Below are 20316 nucleotides of genomic sequence, written 5' to 3'. Positions count from 1 at the left end.
CCTGGGGCCGACTGGTCAATATAGTGCGTCAGACACGTCAGCCCCGTTCACTATCCTGCACAACCCAGAGCGTTCATTATTTTGCACACCCTGCGCAATGAAAACCGCTACAATCGCGCTAATAGCCCCATTTCTAGCATGTGACGCCCAGTTCACTCAAATATATTTAACACTTGAAAAACATTTCGGCTCATTTTATGGTCGTTACGTGCTTATTATTCTATACGGCGGTGCCCACATAAACGCGCCACCCAGACCCACTATCGAGGCCCCTTACTTATGTCAGCATCACAACCTGCTCTCTCCCTGATCAAATCCCTGGCCTATGTCGACGGCCGCTGGTGCGAGTCCCTGGGCGGGCGCCGGTTCGAGGTCCTGAACCCGGCCACCGGCCAGGTCATCACCCAGGTGCCCGACATGGACGGGGAGGATACCCGCCTCGCCATCGCGGCCGCCCACGCGGCGCAACCCGCCTGGGCGGCCCTCACCGCCAAGGAGCGCAGCAGCAAACTCTACGCCTGGTTCGAGCGCATCATGGCCAACCAGAAGGAGCTCGCCCGTATCATGACCTGCGAGCAGGGCAAGCCGCTGGCGGAAGCCAAAGGAGAGGTGGCCTACGGCGCCAGCTTCATCCAGTGGTTCGCTGAAGAGGGCAAGCGTGCCTATGGCCGCACCATCCCCGGCTTCTCCGCCGATCGGCGCCTGGCCACCATCAAGCAGCCGGTGGGGGTCGTGGCCGCCATCACCCCCTGGAACTTCCCCATCGCCATGATCACCCGCAAGGCGGGTCCGGCGCTGGCCGCCGGTTGTACCATCGTCATCAAGCCCGCCGCCGAAACGCCCCTCTGCGCCCTGGCGCTGGCGGTACTGGCGGAGCAGGCGGGCATTCCCGCCGGGGTCATCAACATCGTCACCTCCCATCAGGCGAGCGCGGTGGGCAACGAGCTGTGCAGCAACCCCGTGGTGCGCAAGCTCTCCTTCACCGGCTCCACCCGCATCGGCAAACTGCTGATGCGCCAGTGCGCCGACACCATGAAGCGCCTCTCCCTGGAGCTTGGCGGCAACGCCCCCTTCATCGTCTTTGACGACGCCGACCTCGACGCCGCCGTGGCCGGGGCCCTGGCGTCCAAATACCGCAACGCCGGCCAGACCTGCGTCTGCGCCAACCGCATCCTGGTGCAGGCCAGCGTCTATGACGCCTTCGCCGAGAAGCTCGCCGCCGCGGTCAAAGCCTTCAAGGTGGGGGACGGCATGGGCGAGGGCGTCCAGATCGGGCCCCTCATCAACCCGGCCGCCGCCAGCAAGGTGGCCGAGCTGGTGCAGCAATCGGTCGCCGCCGGTGCCCGGGTGCTGGTGGGGGGCGACGCCCACCCCGCCGGTCCCCTCTTCTATCACCCCACCATCCTGACCGGGGTCACCCGGGGCAACCCCATTCTGGACGAGGAGATCTTCGGGCCCGTCGCCCCCCTGGTGCGCTTCGAGACGGAAGCCGAGGCCATTGCGCTTGCCAACGACACCCCCTATGGCCTGGCCGCCTACTTCTATGGCCGCGACATCGCCCGGGTGTGGCGGGTGGCCGAGGGGCTCGAATACGGCATGGTGGGGATCAACGAGGGGATCATCTCCACCGAACTGGCCCCCTTTGGCGGGATCAAGGAGTCGGGACTGGGCCGGGAAGGGGCGGCCGAAGGGCTGGAGGAGTACCTGGAGACCAAATACCTCTGCTTTGGCGGCATTCGCTGAGGGAAATGAAAGGGCTATCGCATCGTTAAAACAGATGCGTTATGACCTAGCCTATCGCTTTTACAGATAGAAACAGGGGGTCGCCGGTCACGACCGAGCGCCTTGTGGGCCCTGAGGACACGCCCGGGGCCCCCTTTTGCGAACAGGCCGCCCTGCCCGAGGGCAGTTGGCGGCACACATATGGCCAGATGGCACAGGAACAGCGGGGGCCCATGCCCCTCAGGGAGGAAAGATGAGTCATTCAAGCAACAACCAGCAGTGGCAGGCCCGCCGCGAAGCGGCCGTGGTCCAGGGGGTCGGCACCCTGCTGCCGGTCTTCATCGACCGGGCGCACAACGCCGAGCTGTGGGACGTGGAGGGCAACCGCTACATCGACTTTGCCTCCGGCATCGCCGTGCTCAACACCGGCCACAACCACCCCAAGGTAGTGGCGGCGGTGCGCGAGCAGCTCGAGAAGTTCAGCCACACCTGCTTCCAGGTCACCCCCTACTCCGGCTATATCGAGCTGGCGGAGAAGTTGAATGCCCTGGTGCCCGGCCCCACCCCCAAGCGCACCCTCTTCCTCTCCACCGGCGCCGAGGCGGTGGAGAACGCCATCAAGATCGCCCGCGCCCACACCGGTCGCAGCGGCACCATCGCCTTCAAGGGGGGCTTCCACGGCCGCACCATGATGGGCATGGCCCTCACCGGCAAGGTAGTGCCCTACAAGACCGGCTTCGGCCCCTTCCCGGGGGAGGTCTATCACCTCCCCTTCCCCGCCGACTACCTGGGAGTGAGTGAAGACGATGCCCTGGCCGCGCTGGATCTCTGCTTCAGCGCCGACATCGAACCCACCCGGGTAGCCGCCATCATCATCGAGCCGGTGCAGGGGGAAGGGGGCTTCTACCCCGCCTCCGCCAGCTTCATGCAGCGCCTGCGCCAGGTGTGCGACCAGCACGGCATCCTGCTCATCTGCGACGAGATCCAGACCGGTTTCTGTCGCACCGGCAAGACCTTCGCCACCGAATACAGCGGTGTCGAACCCGACATCATGACGCTGGCCAAGAGCCTGGCCGGCGGCTTCCCGCTCTCTGCCGTGGTGGGCAAAAGCGAGGTGATGAACGCCGCCAAGCCCGGTGGCCTGGGGGGCACCTATGCGGGCTCCCCCATCGCCTGCGCCGCCGCCCTGGCGGTGCTGGAGGTGATCGAGGAGGAGCGCCTGAACCAGAAGGCCCTGGCCCAGGGGGAGCAGATCAAGGCACGCCTGCACCAGCTGGCGACACGGTTTGACTGCATCGGCAACATCCGCGGCCCCGGCGCCATGGTGGCCATGGAGCTGGTGAAGGAGGGAGATGCCGCCAGACCGGACCCGGATCTCACCAAGCGGCTGGTGGCCGAGGCGGGCAAGCGGGGGCTGGTGCTGCTGGCCTGCGGCGTGCGTGGCAACGTGATCCGTTTCCTCGCCCCCCTGACCGCCCCGGCGGCCATCGTCGACGAGGGGCTCGACCTGCTGGAGCAGGCCCTGTCCGCCTCCCTGGCCTGATCCGGAAGACCGCGTTCGCCCACGTGCAAAAAAATGCGTTTTTGCTCCCTTGATATGCTTGTCAAGGGGGCATCACGAATGCACAATGCGCCGCCGTATTCAAGGACCGTCCGCTCATCGGAGCCCGGTTCTTTTTTTGCGCCAAACAAATCCATAACGAGGCCGGAACAGACCGGAAATGATAACGAGGTGGCACGCCATCTCACGACACCCGCTTCTTAGTGAGGAACTCCATGGGGCATATCATCGCTTTCCTGCCGGCCCGCGCCGGTCTGCGCCATCCGTCCGCATCCCGGACTGGCGCCCCCACCGTGCAGGATGACCTCACCGTCAGCCTGATCCCGTCAGCCTGCCTGCGGGGGATCGCCTGATGCACCCGCACCCCGCCGGTCTGAAAAAAGGTTCTTCGCGGGATCTTGGGGAAGTGGAAGTTGACAGACAGGGTGCTGGTAAACTGGCTGTCTCCAAACACACCACCACCATCACCCTGCTGTCGCCGTGCATCATATTGATATTGCCTCCTTCTGGCCAGGTTATACCGTCATCGCCCAAGCGCTTTCTGCCAACCATCACACCCTGTTTACCCTTGAGCCTCGCGCCGACCTGTTGCCCCGTTGTCGCCGATGCCTGCAACCCACGCCATTGATCCACGACCAACGTATCCGCCGGGTGCGTGAGCGAGACCTATTTGACCGACAAGTCTGGTTACAACTGCCTGTTCGCCGCGTCGACTGTCTGCGCTGTGGTCGCGTCAGTGAACATATCGACTGGCTCCCCTCTGGCTCCCGCCTCACCCGGCGCATGCAGTGCTGGATTGAAGCGCTCGTTCAGTACCTCCCCATCCGCCATGTCAGCCAGCTCACCGGGGTCGGTTGGCACACCATCAAGGAGATCGACAAGCGCCGTTTGCAGACCAGTGTGGGCACCATCGAACTTGGGGAGGTGCGGCGGCTGGTGATGGATGAGTTTGCCCTGCACAAGGGACACCGCTATGCCACCGTGATCATGGATGCCGAGCGAACCCGCGTCCTGTGGGTGGGGCACGGCAACAGCCGGGCCGCTATCCGTCCCTTCTTCGAGCAGCTCGGCGAGCGATGCCAGCAGATTGAAGCGGTGGCGATGGACATGAACACGGCGTTCGACCTGGAGGTGAAGCAACACTGCCCGCAGGCGGAGGTGGTCTACGACCTGTTCCACGTGGTGGCTCGCTATGGCCGAGAGGTGGTGGACCGGGTGCGAGTGGAGCAGGCGAATGCACTGAAAAGCGATAAACCGGCGCGAAAAGTGGTCAAAAGTGCGCGTTGGTTGCTGCTACGTAATCGGGCGAAGTTGAGTGAAAAACAGGATGTGAAGTTGCAGGAGCTGTTGGCGGCGAATCAACCGCTGGCGATGGTGTACGTGCTGAAAGAGGGGTTGAAGGGCATCTGGTATGCGCCGAGCGTGTGGGAAGGATGGCGACGATGGCGGAGCTGGATGCGGCAGGTGAAGGAAAGCGGGCTAGCGCCGCTGCAACGATTTGGTCGAAATTTATCGAAATATATGCGGGGGATCCTGGCGAGTGCAAACTACCCGATGCACACGAGTGTGCTGGAAGGGGTGAACAACAAGATCAAAGTGATAAAGCGTATGGCATATGGATTTAGGGACTCAGAATACTTTTTTCTGAAAATCAAGGCGGCCTTCCCCGGAAAGCCGCGATGAACCTGAAAAAAAGCCTGAAACTCTGGCACGTGGTCATCATGGGGCTGGCCTATCTCACCCCCATGGCGGTGTTCGACACCTTCGGCATCGTCACCGAAATCACCGAAGGCCATGTGCCGACCGCCTACCTGCTCGCCCTCATCGGCATGCTGTTCACCGCCATGAGCTACGGCCACCTGGTGCGCAAGTTCCCCTCGGCAGGCTCCGCCTACACCTATGCCCAGAAGGTGTTCCACCCCTATGTGGGTTTCATGGTGGGCTGGGTCTCCCTGCTCGACTACATGTTCATGCCCATGATCAACATGCTGCTGGCCAAGATCTACATGGAGGCTCTCTTCCCCGGCGTGGCCCCCTGGACCTACATCCTGGCCCTGGCCGCCGTCATGACCTTCCTGAACCTGCGGGGCATCAAGCTGGTGGCGAACTTCAACAGCCTGATCGTCATCATGCAGTTCAGCATCATCGCCGTCTTCATCGGCCTCATCGCCTGGGGCGTGAGCCACGGCGAGGGGCTCGGCACGGTGGCGAGCAGCCGCCCCTTCTTCTCCGAGCAGATGCACATCAATCCCCTGCTGACCGGCGCCTCCATCCTCTGCCTGTCGTTCCTCGGGTTTGACGCCATCACCACCCTGTCGGAGGAGACCCCGAACGCGGATCGGGTGATCCCCCGCGCCATCGTGCTCACCGCCCTCATCGGCGGCGTGCTCTTCATCTCGGTCTCTTACTTCCTGCAGCTCTTCTTCCCGGACATCTCCCGCTTCCAGCAGCCGGATGCGGTGCTGCCGGAGATCGCCCTCTATGTGGGTGGCAAGCTGTTCCAGGCGGTGGTGCTGGTCTGCACCACGGTGGCGGTGCTCGCCTCGGGGCTCGCCTCCCACGCCGGGGTGTCGCGCCTGCTCTACGTGATGGGCCGGGATCGCGCCCTGCCGAGCCGCGTCTTCGGCTACATCCACCCCACCTGGCAGACCCCGGCTCTCAACGTGCTGCTGGTGGGCATGCTGGCCCTCTCGGCGGTGGCCTTCGATCTGGAGATGGCGCTGGCGCTCATCAACTTCGGCGCCCTGGTGGCCTTCACCTTCGTCAACCTGGCGGTGATTGCCCACTTCTATCTCAGGCTGGGTCACAACAAGACCCTGAAGGATCACCTGCTGTTCCTCGCCTTGCCCCTGTGCGGCGCCGCCTGCATCGGGGTGCTCTGGCTCAACCTGGAGCCCGCCTCCTTCGAGCTGGGGCTGATCTGGGCCGCCCTCGGCGCCATCTACCTGCTGCTGCGCCTCACCGTGTTCCGGGTCCGCCTCGGCCGCCCCGAGCAGGACGCCTCCTGAGCGAAACCGGCGCCCCCAGGGCGCCGGTTTCACATGGCGGCAAAGCAGGGCCCCGCCTGATGACAAGGTTGTCATCGACTTTCCGGCAGCGGTGGCGAAGTGATCGCTCACGGGGGGAACAAATTCCCCGCTGGCGGCCTTTTTCGCTTGTCTCCTCCCCCCCCTGAGGGCACAATACGGCGCCCCTTGAGAGCCGATGTTTCAACAACATCGGTTCTTTGCTTTTCTGGGGCACACCACCATTCACCAAGAGGCCGGCCATGTGCCGGAATTGATACCCAGATTGCCAAGCAATCTCCCGACGTTGTGAGGAAAAACATGGGGCATTTCACTGCTTTCCTGCCGGTCCCCGCCGGCGTGCGCCACGCATCTGTGCCACAGATGGGCGCCCCCTGTGTCCAGCGACGCGTTCCCGCGTCCCTGATCCCGTCCCATCTCGCCCACGGGGCCTGTGCAGAGGAGAAAGCGTGATGGCCGGTGCCAAGCTGCTCAAGACCCTCACCCTGTTCCAGGTCGTGGTGATGGGTCTGGCTTACCTCACGCCCATGGCGGTATTCGATACCTTCGCCATCGTCGGTGACATCACGGATGGTCGCGTGGCCACCGCCTACCTGCTGGCGCTCGGCGGCATCCTGCTGACCGCGTTCAGCTACGGCCACCTGGTGCGCCGCTTCCCGTCCGCAGGCTCCGCCTACACCTATGCCCAGAAGGTGTTCCACCCCTACGTGGGCTTCATGGTGGGCTGGTCTTCCCTGCTGGACTACATGTTCATGCCGATGATCAACATCCTGCTGGCCAAGATCTACCTGACCGCCATGTTCCCCACCGTGGAGCCCTGGATCTTCATCTTCGGTCTGGTGACCGTGATGACCTTCCTGAACCTGCGCGGCATCAAGCTGGTGGCGAACCTCAACGGCTTCATCGTCTTCATCCAGATCGCCATCATCGTCACCTTCCTCGGCCTCATCGCCTGGGGCCTGAGTCACGGTGAAGGGGCCGGCACCCTGATGAGCAGCCGTCCGTTCCATGTGGAGTCTGCCAGCATGCTGCCGCTGTTTACCGGCGCCACCATCCTCTGCTTCTCGTTCCTGGGCTTCGACGGCCTGAGCTCCCTCTCCGAAGAGACCCCGAATGCCGGCAAGGTGATCCCCCGCGCCATCGTGCTGACGGCCCTCATCGGCGGCATCATCTTCGTCACCGTCTCCTACAGCCTGCAGCTCTTCTTCCCGGATCTGGCCCGCTTCAAGGAGCCGGACGCCGTGCTGCCGGAGATCGCCCTCTACGTGGGTGGCACCCTGTTCCAGAGCGTGGTGCTGGTGTGCACCACCGCGGCCGTGCTCGCCTCCGGCATGGCGGCCCACGCCGGCGTGTCGCGCATCCTCTACGTGATGGGGCGCGATCGCATGATCCCGGAGCGGGTGTTCGGCTATATCCACCCCACCTGGCGCACCCCGGCCATCAACGTGCTGCTGGTGGGGGCCCTGGCCCTCTCCGCGGTCTCCTTCGATCTGGACATGGCCCTGGCCCTGGTGAACTTCGGCGCCCTGGTGGCCTTCACCTTCGTCAACCTCTCGGTGATCGGCCAGTTCTGGGTGCGCGAGAAGCGCAACAAGAGCCTCAAGGAACACCTGCTGTTCCTGGTGCTGCCGCTGCTGGGGGCCGCCACCATCGGCGCCCTCTGGATCAACCTGGAGCAGAGCTCCCTAGAGCTTGGCCTCATCTGGGCGGGGATCGGGGTCACCTACCTCTTCCTGCGCCTCGCCGTGTTCCGCATCCCCTTCCGTCAGTACGAGGAAGCGGCCGACGGCCAGTAAGTCGGCACACACGCCCAAACAGAAGGGGAGCCCATGGCTCCCCTTCTTGCATTCAGACGTCCGGTGCGCGGACCCTCACCCCTGATTGAGCACGGCCGTGGCGGCCGCCTTGACCGGATCCCTGGTCACGGCGTTGACATCCTTGCGGGTCTGGTTGACCTTGTCCTGCGCCTGCTTCACACCGGCACTCTGCTTGTTCAGGGCCGCATTGGTGTGCTGCCTGGTCTCTTTCAGTCCCGCCGTCTTCTTGTCCAGCACGTCCGTGGTGTGTTTCTTCACCTCGGCATTGGCCTTCTCCTTCTGCTTGCGCACCAGCTTGTCGGCATCGCAGTTGCCCTTGACCCCCAGGGTGGCGTTCATCGCCTCGTTCCTGACCGCCTTGTCGAGGTTGCACTCGGACTTGAACACGCTGGCCTGCGCACCGGCAGACAGCAGACCCAGGGAGAGGCACAAAACCCATGCACGCATCATCGCTTCCTCAGTTTCAAGACAGGAAAGTCCGGCAGCATATAACCCTGGGATCCCAGTGCAAGGGCGGGGGCCGGTGATGAGCCGGATGGCGTCATATCGGCGTTTGCTCCGACACCTTTTGTCTGCGACGCCCCCTGCCGCCCTGTCACCAAAGCATCATAAAAGTGTCACGTTGTCATATTTCTGTCATGGAGCCTTGTTGTAATGCGCCCGTCCATTTTCAACGCAGAACGACCCCAAGAGGCCATATGCACAGCACCGCATCTTCCGCACCCCAGCAGATCCGTCGTCCCGGCCCCCTGTTCAACTGGCTCGCGGTGATCACGCTGATCTACCTGATCCTGGTCGCCGTTGGCGCCGTCTCCCACGGCTTCAAGGGCTTCTCCGGCGGCGCCGAGGGCGCGGCCCAGATCTTCGCCTTTGCCAACAACCCCTTCGTCGCGCTGCTGCTCGGCATCCTGGCCACCGCCCTGGTGCAATCCTCCAGCACCGTCACCTCGGTGATCGTCGGCCTGGTGGCAGGGGGCCTGCCCATGGCCATGGCCATCCCCATGGTGATGGGGGCCAACCTCGGCACCACCATCACCAACACCATCGTCTCCCTGGGGCACATCCGGGACAGAGGCGAGTTTCGCCGCGCCTTCGCCGCCGCCACCGTGCACGACTTCTTCAACCTGCTGGCGGTCTTCATCTTCCTGCCCCTGGAGCTGATGTTCGGTCTGCTGCAAAAGAGTGCGGAAGGGATTGCCAGCCTGCTGCTGGGCTCCGCCGACATGTCGATGAAGGGGATGGATTTCATGAAGCCCCTCATCTCCCCGTCCCTGGATCTCATCGACGGTGCCGTCGCCTTCCTGCCGGGCAAGGGGGGCGCCATCGCCACCATTCTCATCGGGATTCTGCTCATCCTGTTCTGCGTCACCGCCCTTGGCAAGGTGCTGCAACAGGTCATGGTGGGCCGTGCCAAGGAGCTGCTGCACAAGGCCCTGGGCCGTGGCCCGCTCACCGGCATCGCCTCCGGCACCCTGGTCACCGTGATGGTGCAGTCCTCCTCCACCACCACCAGCCTGATGATCCCCCTGGCGGGCGGCGGCGTGTTCAGCACCCGCCAGCTCTACCCCTTCACCCTGGGGGCCAACATCGGCACCACCATCACCGCCCTGCTGGCCGCCACCGCCATCAGCGGTGCCGGTGCCCAGCTCGCCCTGACCATCGCCCTGGTCCACGTGCTGTTCAACCTCTTCGCCGTGGTGCTCATCTACGGGGTACCCTTCCTGCGGGAGCTGCCCATCAAGGCCGCCGAAGCCCTGGCCCGGGTCGGCAGCGAGAACAAGCTGCTGGCGCTGGGTTACGTGGCCGGGCTTTTCTTCGCCCTGCCCGCCCTGATGATGGTGGCCGTCAAGTAAATCCGAACCGGGGGCATCATGCCCCCGGTGCCTTGCTCGTCCGGTCACATCCTCCGGCATCCCCCCTCGCCCTCTCCCCCTGGCTGGGATAAGATGCCCCTTCATTGCACTCTGATTTCAAGGAACAGGAAAACCCGATGAAATTCATTCTGATAGCCCTTCTTATCGCCGGCGCCGCCTACTACTTCTACTCCAGCAGCAACAACCGGAAGCTGGCGGAAGAGAACGTGCGCAAGGGGGCCGAGTTCCTCGCCAGCAACCAGGAAAAACCCCTGGTGACCACCACCGCCTCCGGCCTGCAGTACGAAGTGCTGACCCCGGGCACCGGCACCGTTCACCCCACCGCCACCAGCAAGGTGAAGGTGCACTACGAGGGCAAGCTGCTGGACGGCACCGTGTTCGACAGCTCCGTCGCCCGTGGCGAGCCCATCGAATTCGGCCTCAACCAGGTGATCAAGGGCTGGACCGAAGGGGTGCAACTGATGGTGGAAGGGGAGAAGACCCGCTTCTACATCCCCGCCAACCTGGCCTATGGCGATCGCGCCGCCGGCAAGATCCCGCCGGGCTCAGTCCTCATCTTCGACGTGGAGCTGCTGGGCATTCAATAAACCCGCCCGGGGCCCGCGTTGAGCTTGGAGGTGGCGCTGCGGGGCATCCCGTCAGAGGCCACGTCCGACGGACCCTGATCACAACGCCGGCGCACTGCGCCGGCGTTGTCGTTTCTGCCCCGGTCTCCCTCGCCCTGACGCCAGACTATCAACCAAAAGTGAAGAGTGCTTATCCTTAAAGCCTGATTGTTAACCCATCAATAGGGGCAGATAATGACCACATCGTCAGCGGCATGTCGCCCTGGCCTCGGGTTGTCGGTGCGCCGCGCGCATCGGCACAACGCATATGGAGTCTGTCATGTCTATCGCCCCTGTCTGGTTCATCTCCCACGGCGCCCCGGATCTGGTCCTGCGCGATCAGCCCGCGACCCGGTTCCTGAAGCAACTGCGCCTCGAGGATGCCAGAGGGCTGGTGGTGATCTCGGCCCACTGGTTCAGCCGAAGCGAGCTGCAGATCAACGTCGAGCCCAGCCCGGCCCTGATGTACGACTTCTACGGCTTCCCCGAGCCCCTCTACCAGATCCGCTGGCCCGCGACGAGCCCGCAATGGTTGCAGGAAGCGGTGAGCGATCAGCTGCTGCTGGCCGGCCTGCCCGCCACCCCGGTGCGCCGCGAGCTGGATCACGGAGTCTGGTCCCCCCTCTCCCTGATGGATCCGGACAGTGAACTCCCCCTGGTGCAGATCGCCATCCCGGCCAGCTTCACCCCGGCCCAGCTGTGGCAACTGGGGGAGGCATTGCAGGGGCTGCGCGAGCAAGGGATCGGCATCCTCGCCTCCGGCGCCATCACCCACAACCTGCGTGCCCTCGGGCCGGACGGCTCGCCGGTTCCCCAGTGGGCGAGCCAGTTTGCCCGCTGGCTGGAGCAGACCATGGCAGAGGGAGACAGGGGGGCGCTGGAAGAGTACCGTGCCCGGGCGCCGGGCGCGGTGGAATCCCATCCCCACGACGATCACCTGCGCCCCCTGTTTGTGGCGCTCGGCGCGGCGGGGGCCGACAGACCCCGAAAGCTGCACGACAGCTGGGATTACGGCAGCCTCTACATGGGGGCCTACCAGTTCGGTTGAGGGCGGGGCGGCCAGGCCGCCCTGCTTGCCGTGCTGCCGCCGACGCGCGTGGAGAAATAGCGGACTCGTTATAGCCATTTTCCGGTAGAATGGCCGCCATTGGATGAGGCTTGGCAGGGATGGCTGTCGCGTCGGGTGGCTAGATGAACCTATATCGAACACTGATCCTGCTCTGTCTGCTCTGCCTTCAACCTGTGCAGGCCCTGACCCTGCATAGCCGCTACGATCCCGCCCCGCTGCCTCCCCGCTGGTCGGAGGCGGAGCTCGGATGGCTGCGCCAGCAGTCCCAACTGCGGGTCGGCATCCTGCAAGAGGACTACCGCCCCTTCACCATGATCGCTCGCCAGCGCGTCGAGGGGCTCAGTGCCGACTACATCGACCTGCTGGCCCGGATGCTGGACAAACCCGTTGCCCTGAGCGCCTTCCCCGACAAGGCGCACCTGCTCCGGGCCCTGGCACGGGGGGAGATACACCTCGCCAGCCTCGGCAATCTCACCTTGGCGGACAGTGACACCCGGGCGATCCGCCTGAGCAACCCCTATTTCAGCAGCCCCCTCGTCTTCTCCGTGCCCAGACGTTATCGGGGGGCCCTGCTCACACCGGGACAGCGGGTAGCCGCCGTCCAGGATCAGATAGACAGGGCGCGCTTTGGCCGCTACTACCCCACTCTCACCCTGGTGACCTATCCCTCCAACATGGAGGCGTTCGATGCGGTCTTCTTCGGCCGCGACGACATCCTGCTGGGGGATGCCCACGCCACCCACTACCTCAACAGCGAGCGCTTCGACAACCTTCGCCAGCGGGGCGAGGCCCCGCCCGAGCTGGCGCCTGCCGAGTTCCGCTTTGCCGTCCCGGCCACCGAGCCCGCCCTGCTCAGCCTGGTCAACCGGGGGCTGGCGGCCATCGACGACCGGGCGCGCAACACCCTCTTCACCCAGTGGAACGGGCCCATCCGCGACATGAACGAGCGAAGCGCCGATCTCTATGATGCCGCCGAGCGGGCCTGGATGCGGCAAGCGCCCCCCATCAGGGTGTGGCTGATGGACAACCTCTACCCCTATGGCGCCCTGGATCATGACGGCCAGCTGGTCGGCATGACGGTGGACATGCTGGACAAGATCCGCACACGCACCGGCCTCACCTTCGAGTTCGTGCGGGCAGACTCCGAGCGTCAGCTGGCAAAAGCCATGCAGTCAGGCGCCATCGACCTCATCGGCGCCATCTCCCAGCAGGTGGCTGAACACTACGGGCTGCGCACCTCGGTGCCCTACGCCACCGACAACATCTATGTGATCCTCACCCGCCAGGAGGGACAAGGGATCGACACCATCCGGAGTCTGGCGGGCAAGACGGTGGCGATGACGCGCCATGTGCCCCTCGCACAGAGACTGGAGGGCAGCCGCATCACCGAGGTGGAGAGCGCCGCAGAAGCGATGGAGGTGCTCGCCCAGGGACGGGTGGATGCCGCCATCGTGCCCCTCTATTTTGCCCGCCATGCGCTGGACAATGATCCCCAGAGCCCGCTGCGCATCGCCGGCCCCGCCGATGACGAGCCGATCCGGATGGGGTTTGCCAGCCTCCCCGGACAGGGGATGCTGATGGGGATCCTCGACAAGACCATCCTCGCCATCCCCCCCAACGAGCTCGCCATGATGAGTTACGAGTGGCGCAATCGCAAACTGCCGGTGCCCGGCTTCATGGATCGCCACGCCCACATCGTCTACCTGGTGTTCGTGGGGCTCCTCACCCTGGCGCTGGTGCTGCTCTATCGCAACCGCATGTTCAAGCGGATGGCCAGCGCCGAACAGGCTTCCCGCCAGCAACTGGAGGCCCATGTCAGGTTCATCCGGGCGCTGGGGGAGAGCCTGCCCCACCCCATCGTCGTGCGGGACAAGAGCGGCAAGGTATTGCTGTGCAACAGCAAATACCTGACCCAGCTCGACGCCGAGCCAAAGGCCATCCTGGGTCAGCCCTTCGCCCAGGGGCTGTCAGGGGTGCTCGATGCAGACAGCATCGCCGTACTGGAGCAGGACTTTGCCAGGGTATTGCAGGAGGGGCAGCCCATCTTTGCGGATCGCCTCTTCCATCACAGGGGCACCCAGAGCGACATCTATCACTGGATGGTGCCCTATTTCGACGGGGAGGGGGCCATCAGCGGGGTGATCGACGGCTGGATAGACATCACGGACCGCAAACGGCTGGAAGAGGCGCTGCGCGAGGCCAAACAGCAGGCCGACAGCGCCAGCCGCGCCAAGAGCGACTTCCTCGCCACCATGAGCCACGAGATCCGCACCCCCATGAACGCCATCCTCGGCATGCTGGAGCTGGCCACCGAGGATCCCGCTCTCAGCCGTCACAGCGGCGAGCTGCTGCGCATCGCCGCCGACTCCGCCAACGGCCTGCTGGATCTGCTGGGGGACAGCCTGGATATCGCCTCCATAGAGGCGGGCCAGATGACCCTGACTCCCACCCCCTGCGATCTCGCTCCCCTGCTCTCGTCCGTCACCCGGGTCTTTGCGGGCATGGCCGAGCAGAAGGGGCTGATCTATGAGGTCAGGCTGCCCGACACCCCCATGCCAAGGGTGCTGATCGATCCCCTTCGCCTGCGCCAGATCCTCTTCAATCTCATCGGCAACGCCATCAAGTTCACCGAGCAGGGCCGGGTCGCCATCACCGCCACCCTGACCGGGGGCGAGCAGCCTCCTGTGCTGCACCTCACCATCACCGACACCGGAGCCGGCATTCCCGCGGACAAGCTGCCCCGGCTCTTCACCCCCTTCTATCGCGCCCACGGCCAGGGCCAGTTCCCCGGCAGCGGGCTGGGCCTCAATATCGCCCGCATCCTGTGCCAGATGATGGGGGGGGAGATAGCCGTTCACAGCCAGGTCGGCGAAGGCACCCGCCTCGAGATAAGGCTGCCCCTCACGCTCGCCCAGCAACCCCCCGCCCCGATCACGGCAATGCCGGCGCCCCAGCCCCACCAGGCTCAACCCCTCCCCCATCGGCTGCATATCCTGGTGGTCGATGACAATCACGCCAACCAGATCCTGCTGCGCCAGCAGCTCAAGCACCTGGGACACGACGTCAGTGTACGCAGCAATGGCCTGGAGGCCCTGCGCGCCCTCTCCAGCCACCCCTTCGATCTGGTCATCACCGACTGCCAGATGCCGGTGATGGACGGCTTCGAGCTGACCCGCAGCCTGCGTGCCCTTGGCCATGGCCTGCCCGTCTGGGGCTTCACCGCCCATGCCCAGCCTCGCGAGCGGGAGCTTTGCCTCGCCGCCGGCATGAACGACTGCCTGTTCAAGCCCATCGGCCTCGCCCGTCTGCGCGCGGCGCTGGCCACCCTTGGGCCTGCGCCCTGAGTACCGCCAGCCCTTCCTCCCGTCATGTCGCACGGGCGCGGCTGAGAATGCGGCTGAGAGTGCGGTTGAGAGTGCGGCTGAGAGTGCGCCGGCGTTTGCCGCATAAAGGGTCGCCCACAGGGACAAGAGACAACGTGGACCAGCCATGGATACAAGGCCGGTGGCGGTTCGAGCCCCATAAAAAAACCGACACCAGGGTGTCGGTTTTTTTATATCGGGAGGTGCGCCCTGCCTGTCACGCCAGTCTGGCGCCGGGTGAAGCGGGCGTCACGGGGAGGATCAGTAGAAGATCCGCTCCCCTCGCTCGCTCATCTTGAGCCAGACCGGCTTGGTGCTGGTCTTGCTCCAGATGCGGTGCAGGTAACTGTAGAAACGGGCGCGATCCCGGCGAAACAGCATCACCGGGAAGGCGAGCAAACCCGCCACCAAGACGAAGATGCGGCGAAGGATTATCTGAGTCAGGGAGAAGGGATGAAACATGATGTAACGCCTCACTGGTAAGACCACTGAACAAAGATTACGCCAATCATTGTAGGATTACTACACCGACAGCGCCATTTTTTGATAAAAAATGGGGCTAAAAGCCTAAAAATGAAACCGGGTTACATTATTTAACTAAAAAACAACAAAGGTGGCAAAACGCGGCCCCTGTTCCAGAGTTAACGAGGACTGGACCAGAACGGGGGAACACAGGATGAAACTTGCAGATGCAGCGCTGCTGGGGGCATTGGGCGTGCTCGCCTGGAGCCAGTGGCAGGAGTGGCGGCTCAATCGTGACGATGCCATCGACATCCCCTATCACGGGGTCCCCACCGCCAGCCTGTGGCAATGCGGTTTGCTGATAAAGGAGATGGCCGCGCTGGCAGAACAGGGGGGCGAAGAGAGGTCCGGATCCAGGGGCGAGGCATTGGCCGAGATGGATCAGCATCTGCACAAGACGTGGCAACGGGAGGGTTGTTCACGGCTGACTGACATGCAATGAAGCATCATCCTGGGCCGCCATGTCGGATGGACAACGTCAGTGATGTGGATAACAGGGAGAAGATGGAGGCACGTTCCGGAGTCGAACCGGACTAAACGGATTTGCAATCCGCTGCATAACCGCTTTGCTAACGCGCCATGCTGACAAGGCATTGCCTTGAGAGTGATGTCCATGGTTGGTGCCATGAAGTATTGGAGCGGGAAACGAGACTCGAACTCGCGACCCCGACCTTGGCAAGGTCGTGCTCTACCAACTGAGCTATTCCCGCATTACTGCTTGCGTGCCAGTTGCCTGACAACGAGGCGCATTATACGTACCCCGAGCCCGGGCACAACCCTTTTTTCTCACTTTGAGCCCTTTCCCGTGCTGTTTGCTCACCCTTTAGACGCCTTGGTCGAAAATCCCCCCGCGCCCTGTGACCCGACGAGCGAATTTAAGATAAAGCCATTGAAATAGTTAGCCTTTAGTCAGAAACTCATCGCGCTTAGTAACTGGATTCTCAATTGAAAATCATGCGATGAAATGGAACTTCAGGCCTCGGGGGCTCAGACCGCAGCTGATGCTGGCTTTTTTCATGTTGGGCCTGGTGCCCTTCCTGGTCGTCACCCTGTTTTTCCTCTATAGCCACGGCAAGGATCTCACCACCCAGACCTCCAACCATCTGGTCTCGGTGCGCAACATCAAGAAAAACCAGCTGCAAGACTACTTCGGCAACCTCAAGGAGCAGATCATCAACTTCTCCCAGCAGGACTTTGCCGGCAACAGTATCGGTCGCTTCTACGGTTTCACCGGTGCCTTCGAGAAGCTCGGCACCACGCCGCAGGAGGCCCGCGCCCGCGCCCAGGCCCGCTATGTGCCGGGCTCCTGGGACAAGCTGCAACAACCTGACAGTCAGGTGGAGATAGAGCCCTCCATCAGCGCCCTCATCCTGGCGGACGAGATGTATGGCCGCGTCCACCAGCGCTTCCATCGCGGCTACGCCGACATGGTGCGCAAATCGAACTACAGCGACATCTTCCTGGTCGACCTCAACGGTGACGTGGTCTACTCGGTCACCAAGCAGGCCAACTTCGCCACCAACCTGCTCTCGGGCCCCTACCAGTCCAGCGGTCTTGGCAACACCTTCGCCAAGATCAAGCGCCGCCTCGATGGCGGCCAGAAGCCCCAGCAGATCTTCGAGTTCACCGATTTTGGCCGCAACGAGCTGACCGGCCAGGTGGTCGCCTACCTCGCCGCTCCCGTGATGCAGTACGACTATGTGCGCGGCGTGGTCATCTTCGAGCTGCTGCCGGACAAGCTCAACCAGATCATGGCGGAGCGGGAGGGGCTCGGCGCAACCGGCGAGACCATTCTCATCGGCCCGGACAAGCGGATGCGCGCCAACGCCTGGCTCGCCCCCGAATTCAGCGTGGAGAACAGCTTCAGCCCCGACTTCCGACCGCTGCAGACCCCCCTCATCATCAAGGCCCTCTCCGGGGAGCAGGGGGTCGGCCCCTTCCTCTCCTACCACGATGACGAGGTGCTGGCCGCCTATACCCAGGTGAAGGTGTTCGATACCGAGTGGGCCTTCATCGCCGAGATCTCCACCAGCGAGGCCTATGCCCCCATCCGCCAGCTCGAGACCCTGGTGATCCTGCTGGGAGCTGGCTCACTGCTGCTGCTGATCCTCTTCTCCCGCTGGCTCTCCCACTCCATCACGGCGCCCCTGCGATCCCTCACCGCCGCCGCCGAACAGGTGGCGGACGGCGCCCTGGATCACCCCATCACCATCCCCCGCACCGACGATGACATCGACCGGCTGGCACAGGCATTTCGCCACATGCAGCGCTCGGTGAAGGACAAGATCGAGCTCATCGAACGCCAGACCCAGGAGCTGCAACAGCAGGTCAAGCTGACCCACAAGCAGAACCTCAGCCTGCAACAGGCGGACAAGCTCAAAGACGAACTCCTGGCCAACACCTCCCACGAGCTGCGCACCCCCATCCACGGCATCAAGGGGATGGCCGAGTCCATGCTCGCCAGCCAGCAGGACCTGACCGAAGGGCAGCAGAAACAACTCGGCCTCATCATCAAGAGCGCCGACGGTCTGGCCCGCCTCGTGGACGACTTGCTCGACTACCACCAGATGCGCTACGGCCAGCTGGAGATCCACCCCCAGCCGGTCTCCTCCAAGGGGGTCATCCGGCTGGTGCTGGATCTCTGCCAGCACCTGGTGCAGGCCAAGCCCCTCACCCTGGTGGACAAGAGCCCCGCCGAGCTGCCCCCTGTGCTGGCGGACGAGCAGCGCCTCGAGCAGGTGCTCTACAACCTAGTGGGCAACGCCATCAAGTACACCCCCCAGGGCAAGGTGGTGCTGAGCGCCCTGGTGGAGGGCAACTTCCTGCGCATCAAGGTGACCGACACCGGCATCGGCATCGCCAGGGACCATCTGGAGCACATCTTCGAGCCCCTGGTGCAGATGAGCCCGGAAGTGAGCAAGCAGGGAGCAGGCCTCGGTCTCTCCATCACCCGCCAGCTGGTGCACCTGATGGGGGGGGAGCTGTTCGTGGAGAGCGAGCCGAGCGTCGGCTCCACCTTCGCCTTCACCCTGCCGCTGGCCAGCGGCAAGGCGGGCAGTCTGACCCTCGACAGCCGCCAGATAGAGCACCAGCTGGTGCGCCAGCAACCCGTCATCCTGCCGGACTGGGAGAGCGAGGATCTGCCGCCCCCGCCGCAAGATGCCCCCGTCATCCTGGTGGTGGATGACGAGCCCATCAATTTGCACATACTGCGCCACCTGCTGCAGCCCTGCGGTTATCGCATCCTGCCCAGCAGCGACGGCCACGACGCCCTGACCAAGCTGGCTCAGGAGCCGGTGGATCTCATCCTGCTTGATGTGATGATGCCCACCCTCTCGGGCTTCGACGTCTGCCGCCGTCTGCGCCAGCAGCACCCCAAGGAGAAGCTGCCGGTGCTGCTGCTCACCGCCCTCAACCAGCCCAAGGAGATTGAAGAGGGTTTCAACGCCGGGGCCAACGACTATCTGGTGAAACCCTTCTGCAAGGAGGAGCTGTTCGCCCGGGTGAGAGCCCTGCTGGAGGCCAGCGCCGGGCGCGCCTCCCTGGTGGAGAACCGCCTGCTCAAACAGGAGATAGAGCACCGTCTGCTGCTCCAGGAGCAACTGCACCAGGATCAGGAGCGGCTCCTCGCCCTGCTTGGCGAGGGGGCCGACCCCATGGTCTTCCTCGATGAGCAAGGAGGGGTGCTGTTTGCCTCCCGGGCCCTGGCGCGCCTGCTGGGTCAGGAGCCGGAAGCCATGGAGGGGCAGATGCTGGACGAGTGGCTGGCCGCCCCGCTGGCAAGCCAGTGGCCCGACATGACCGCGCAGCCGGAGCGGGAGCTGGACTTCCTGGTGGCGGGCCAGCGAGACACCCTCAACGCCCGCGCCCTGCCCATCAACCTGGGGGGGCAGCACGCCTATGCGCTGACCCTTGGCACCGAACCGCGTCAGGACGACAATCGCATGGCTGCACTGGAGAACGCCCTCAAGAGCCTCTCTCGCCAGGCCATCATCGAGGATGGCCAGTTGCTGGGGGAACTGAGCCGGCTGGGAGGGGAGTTCAGGTCGCTGGCGGACGATCTCATTCGCCAGCAGGATGACGAACCTCTGCGCCGCGCCCTGGTGGACACCATGCGTCTCACCCTGGAGACCTGGCAGCAGAGCACCGGCAAGGGCAAGATAGTGCTGGCGGAGAAGAGCAAGCTGTGGCGGGTCTACATGGACCGCTCCAGTCCCCAGACCCGCACCCTCGACAAGTACCTGAACCTCGACACCCTGCCCAAGGCACCGCGCTGGAAGACGGTGGTGGCCAGCGCCGAATACGTGCTCAAGCACTGCCCCCTGAACGAGGTGCAGCACCAGAGTCTGCACCAGAGCACCCAGCGCCTTCGCCAGCTCGCCAGCCGCAAGGCATGAGTCTCCAACTCGCAGCCACGTTGCTCTGATGATGGCTGCGGGGTAGAAAACCAAGCACCAATAGCGAGCTCTGGACACATCTACTCGCAGGCTTTCTGCGCCTATCAGGGGGATCGCGATGGCTGAGCTCGCGGGGGCGGCCAGATGACCCTGCAGGTGCGGGCCTATTCCCCATCACCATGTTGGTGATGAGCCCGGGAGATCTGTCTGGGCCGGCAAGTGGCTAATCAGGTGAATAGACATTCGAGAGAATGGGTGAGGCTTCGCGACCCCGTGACCACTGGCCCCAAATCGGAAAAGACATTGGGAGATGGCTGAGGCGGGGGATGGACAGAGATGAGATAGAAATGACAAACCCGCG

At 63.9% G+C, this 20316-nt stretch carries 14 protein-coding genes and 2 tRNA genes; 12 read left to right on the top strand and 4 right to left on the bottom strand.

Translation table 11 applies throughout. The features are described 5' to 3' along the window. The first annotated feature begins 279 nt into the window (after positions 1 to 279). The 6 genes from C2U30_RS21190 to C2U30_RS21170 all read left to right on the top strand — a co-directional run bounded on the left by C2U30_RS21190 (position 280) and on the right by C2U30_RS21170 (position 8105). The gene (locus C2U30_RS21190) at positions 280 to 1743 is read left to right on the top strand and encodes an NAD-dependent succinate-semialdehyde dehydrogenase (protein ID WP_103244473.1); all 1464 of its coding nucleotides are present in this window, start codon (positions 280 to 282) and stop codon (positions 1741 to 1743) included. 232 nt (positions 1744 to 1975) lie between these two features. Beyond that, complete coding sequence (gene gabT, locus C2U30_RS21185) at positions 1976 to 3265, top strand: 4-aminobutyrate--2-oxoglutarate transaminase (protein WP_042014742.1); 1290 nt, start codon at positions 1976 to 1978, stop codon at positions 3263 to 3265. Between the two features lie 233 nt (positions 3266 to 3498). Next, the gene (locus tag C2U30_RS22830) at positions 3499 to 3636 is read left to right on the top strand and encodes a hypothetical protein (protein ID WP_010673549.1); all 138 of its coding nucleotides are present in this window, start codon (positions 3499 to 3501) and stop codon (positions 3634 to 3636) included. A gap of 127 nt (positions 3637 to 3763) precedes the next feature. Further along, positions 3764 to 4966 carry an ISL3-like element ISAeme19 family transposase gene (locus C2U30_RS21180; RefSeq protein WP_076611394.1) on the top strand — a complete coding sequence of 401 codons (1203 nt, stop codon included), beginning with the start codon at positions 3764 to 3766 and terminating at the stop codon, positions 4964 to 4966. Then, complete coding sequence (locus C2U30_RS21175) at positions 4963 to 6291, top strand: APC family permease (RefSeq protein WP_103244472.1); 1329 nt, start codon at positions 4963 to 4965, stop codon at positions 6289 to 6291. The genes C2U30_RS21180 and C2U30_RS21175 overlap by 4 nt, the downstream gene beginning before the upstream one ends. A gap of 470 nt (positions 6292 to 6761) precedes the next feature. Continuing rightward, positions 6762 to 8105, top strand: a complete 1344-nt coding sequence (locus C2U30_RS21170; protein ID WP_039039328.1) for an APC family permease — start codon at positions 6762 to 6764, stop codon at positions 8103 to 8105. A 75-nt stretch (positions 8106 to 8180) separates the two neighbouring features. Here C2U30_RS21170 and C2U30_RS21165 read toward each other — a convergent pair whose 3' ends face one another. Continuing rightward, positions 8181 to 8573, bottom strand: coding sequence for a hypothetical protein (locus C2U30_RS21165; protein ID WP_029314009.1), 393 nt, complete (start codon positions 8571 to 8573; stop codon positions 8181 to 8183). A 251-nt stretch (positions 8574 to 8824) separates the two neighbouring features. Here C2U30_RS21165 and C2U30_RS21160 point away from each other — a divergent pair, with 251 nt between their 5' ends. From C2U30_RS21160 to C2U30_RS21145, 4 genes are all read left to right on the top strand, one after another. Further along, on the top strand, positions 8825 to 9979 hold the full coding sequence (locus C2U30_RS21160; RefSeq protein ID WP_042881131.1) for a Na/Pi symporter: 1155 nt from the start codon (positions 8825 to 8827) through the stop codon (positions 9977 to 9979). A gap of 137 nt (positions 9980 to 10116) precedes the next feature. Continuing rightward, a complete protein-coding gene (locus tag C2U30_RS21155) occupies positions 10117 to 10587 on the top strand; it encodes an FKBP-type peptidyl-prolyl cis-trans isomerase (protein ID WP_010673545.1) in 471 nt (156 codons plus the stop codon). 298 nt (positions 10588 to 10885) lie between these two features. Next, complete coding sequence (locus C2U30_RS21150) at positions 10886 to 11653, top strand: DODA-type extradiol aromatic ring-opening family dioxygenase (protein WP_103244471.1); 768 nt, start codon at positions 10886 to 10888, stop codon at positions 11651 to 11653. Between the two features lie 143 nt (positions 11654 to 11796). After that, on the top strand, positions 11797 to 15018 hold the full coding sequence (locus tag C2U30_RS21145; protein ID WP_103244470.1) for an ATP-binding protein: 3222 nt from the start codon (positions 11797 to 11799) through the stop codon (positions 15016 to 15018). A 279-nt stretch (positions 15019 to 15297) separates the two neighbouring features. On the opposite strand, the gene C2U30_RS21140 is transcribed toward C2U30_RS21145, so the two are convergent. Next, a complete protein-coding gene (locus tag C2U30_RS21140) occupies positions 15298 to 15498 on the bottom strand; it encodes a YbfA family protein (RefSeq protein WP_045523888.1) in 201 nt (66 codons plus the stop codon). 214 nt (positions 15499 to 15712) lie between these two features. Between C2U30_RS21140 and C2U30_RS21135 the strand changes: the two genes are divergently transcribed. After that, complete coding sequence (locus C2U30_RS21135) at positions 15713 to 16000, top strand: hypothetical protein (RefSeq protein ID WP_010673542.1); 288 nt, start codon at positions 15713 to 15715, stop codon at positions 15998 to 16000. Between the two features lie 63 nt (positions 16001 to 16063). Here C2U30_RS21135 and C2U30_RS21130 read toward each other — a convergent pair. Both C2U30_RS21130 and C2U30_RS21125 read right to left on the bottom strand, forming a co-directional pair. Beyond that, positions 16064 to 16137, bottom strand: a tRNA-Cys gene (locus C2U30_RS21130). Positions 16138 to 16192: 55 nt separating this feature from the next. After that, positions 16193 to 16268, bottom strand: a tRNA-Gly gene (locus C2U30_RS21125). Positions 16269 to 16517: 249 nt separating this feature from the next. On the opposite strand from C2U30_RS21125, the gene C2U30_RS21120 reads away from it, so the two are divergent. Further along, complete coding sequence (locus tag C2U30_RS21120) at positions 16518 to 19955, top strand: hybrid sensor histidine kinase/response regulator (RefSeq protein ID WP_103244469.1); 3438 nt, start codon at positions 16518 to 16520, stop codon at positions 19953 to 19955. Positions 19956 to 20316 lie beyond the last annotated feature (361 nt).

Origin of the sequence: Aeromonas sp. ASNIH5 (genome assembly GCF_002902865.1) — a bacterium.
Classification (GTDB): Bacteria; Pseudomonadota; Gammaproteobacteria; order Enterobacterales; family Aeromonadaceae; genus Aeromonas; species Aeromonas caviae.
The sequence above is the reverse complement of the archived record's forward strand: the minus strand, read 5'-3'. Positions and strand labels throughout refer to the sequence as shown.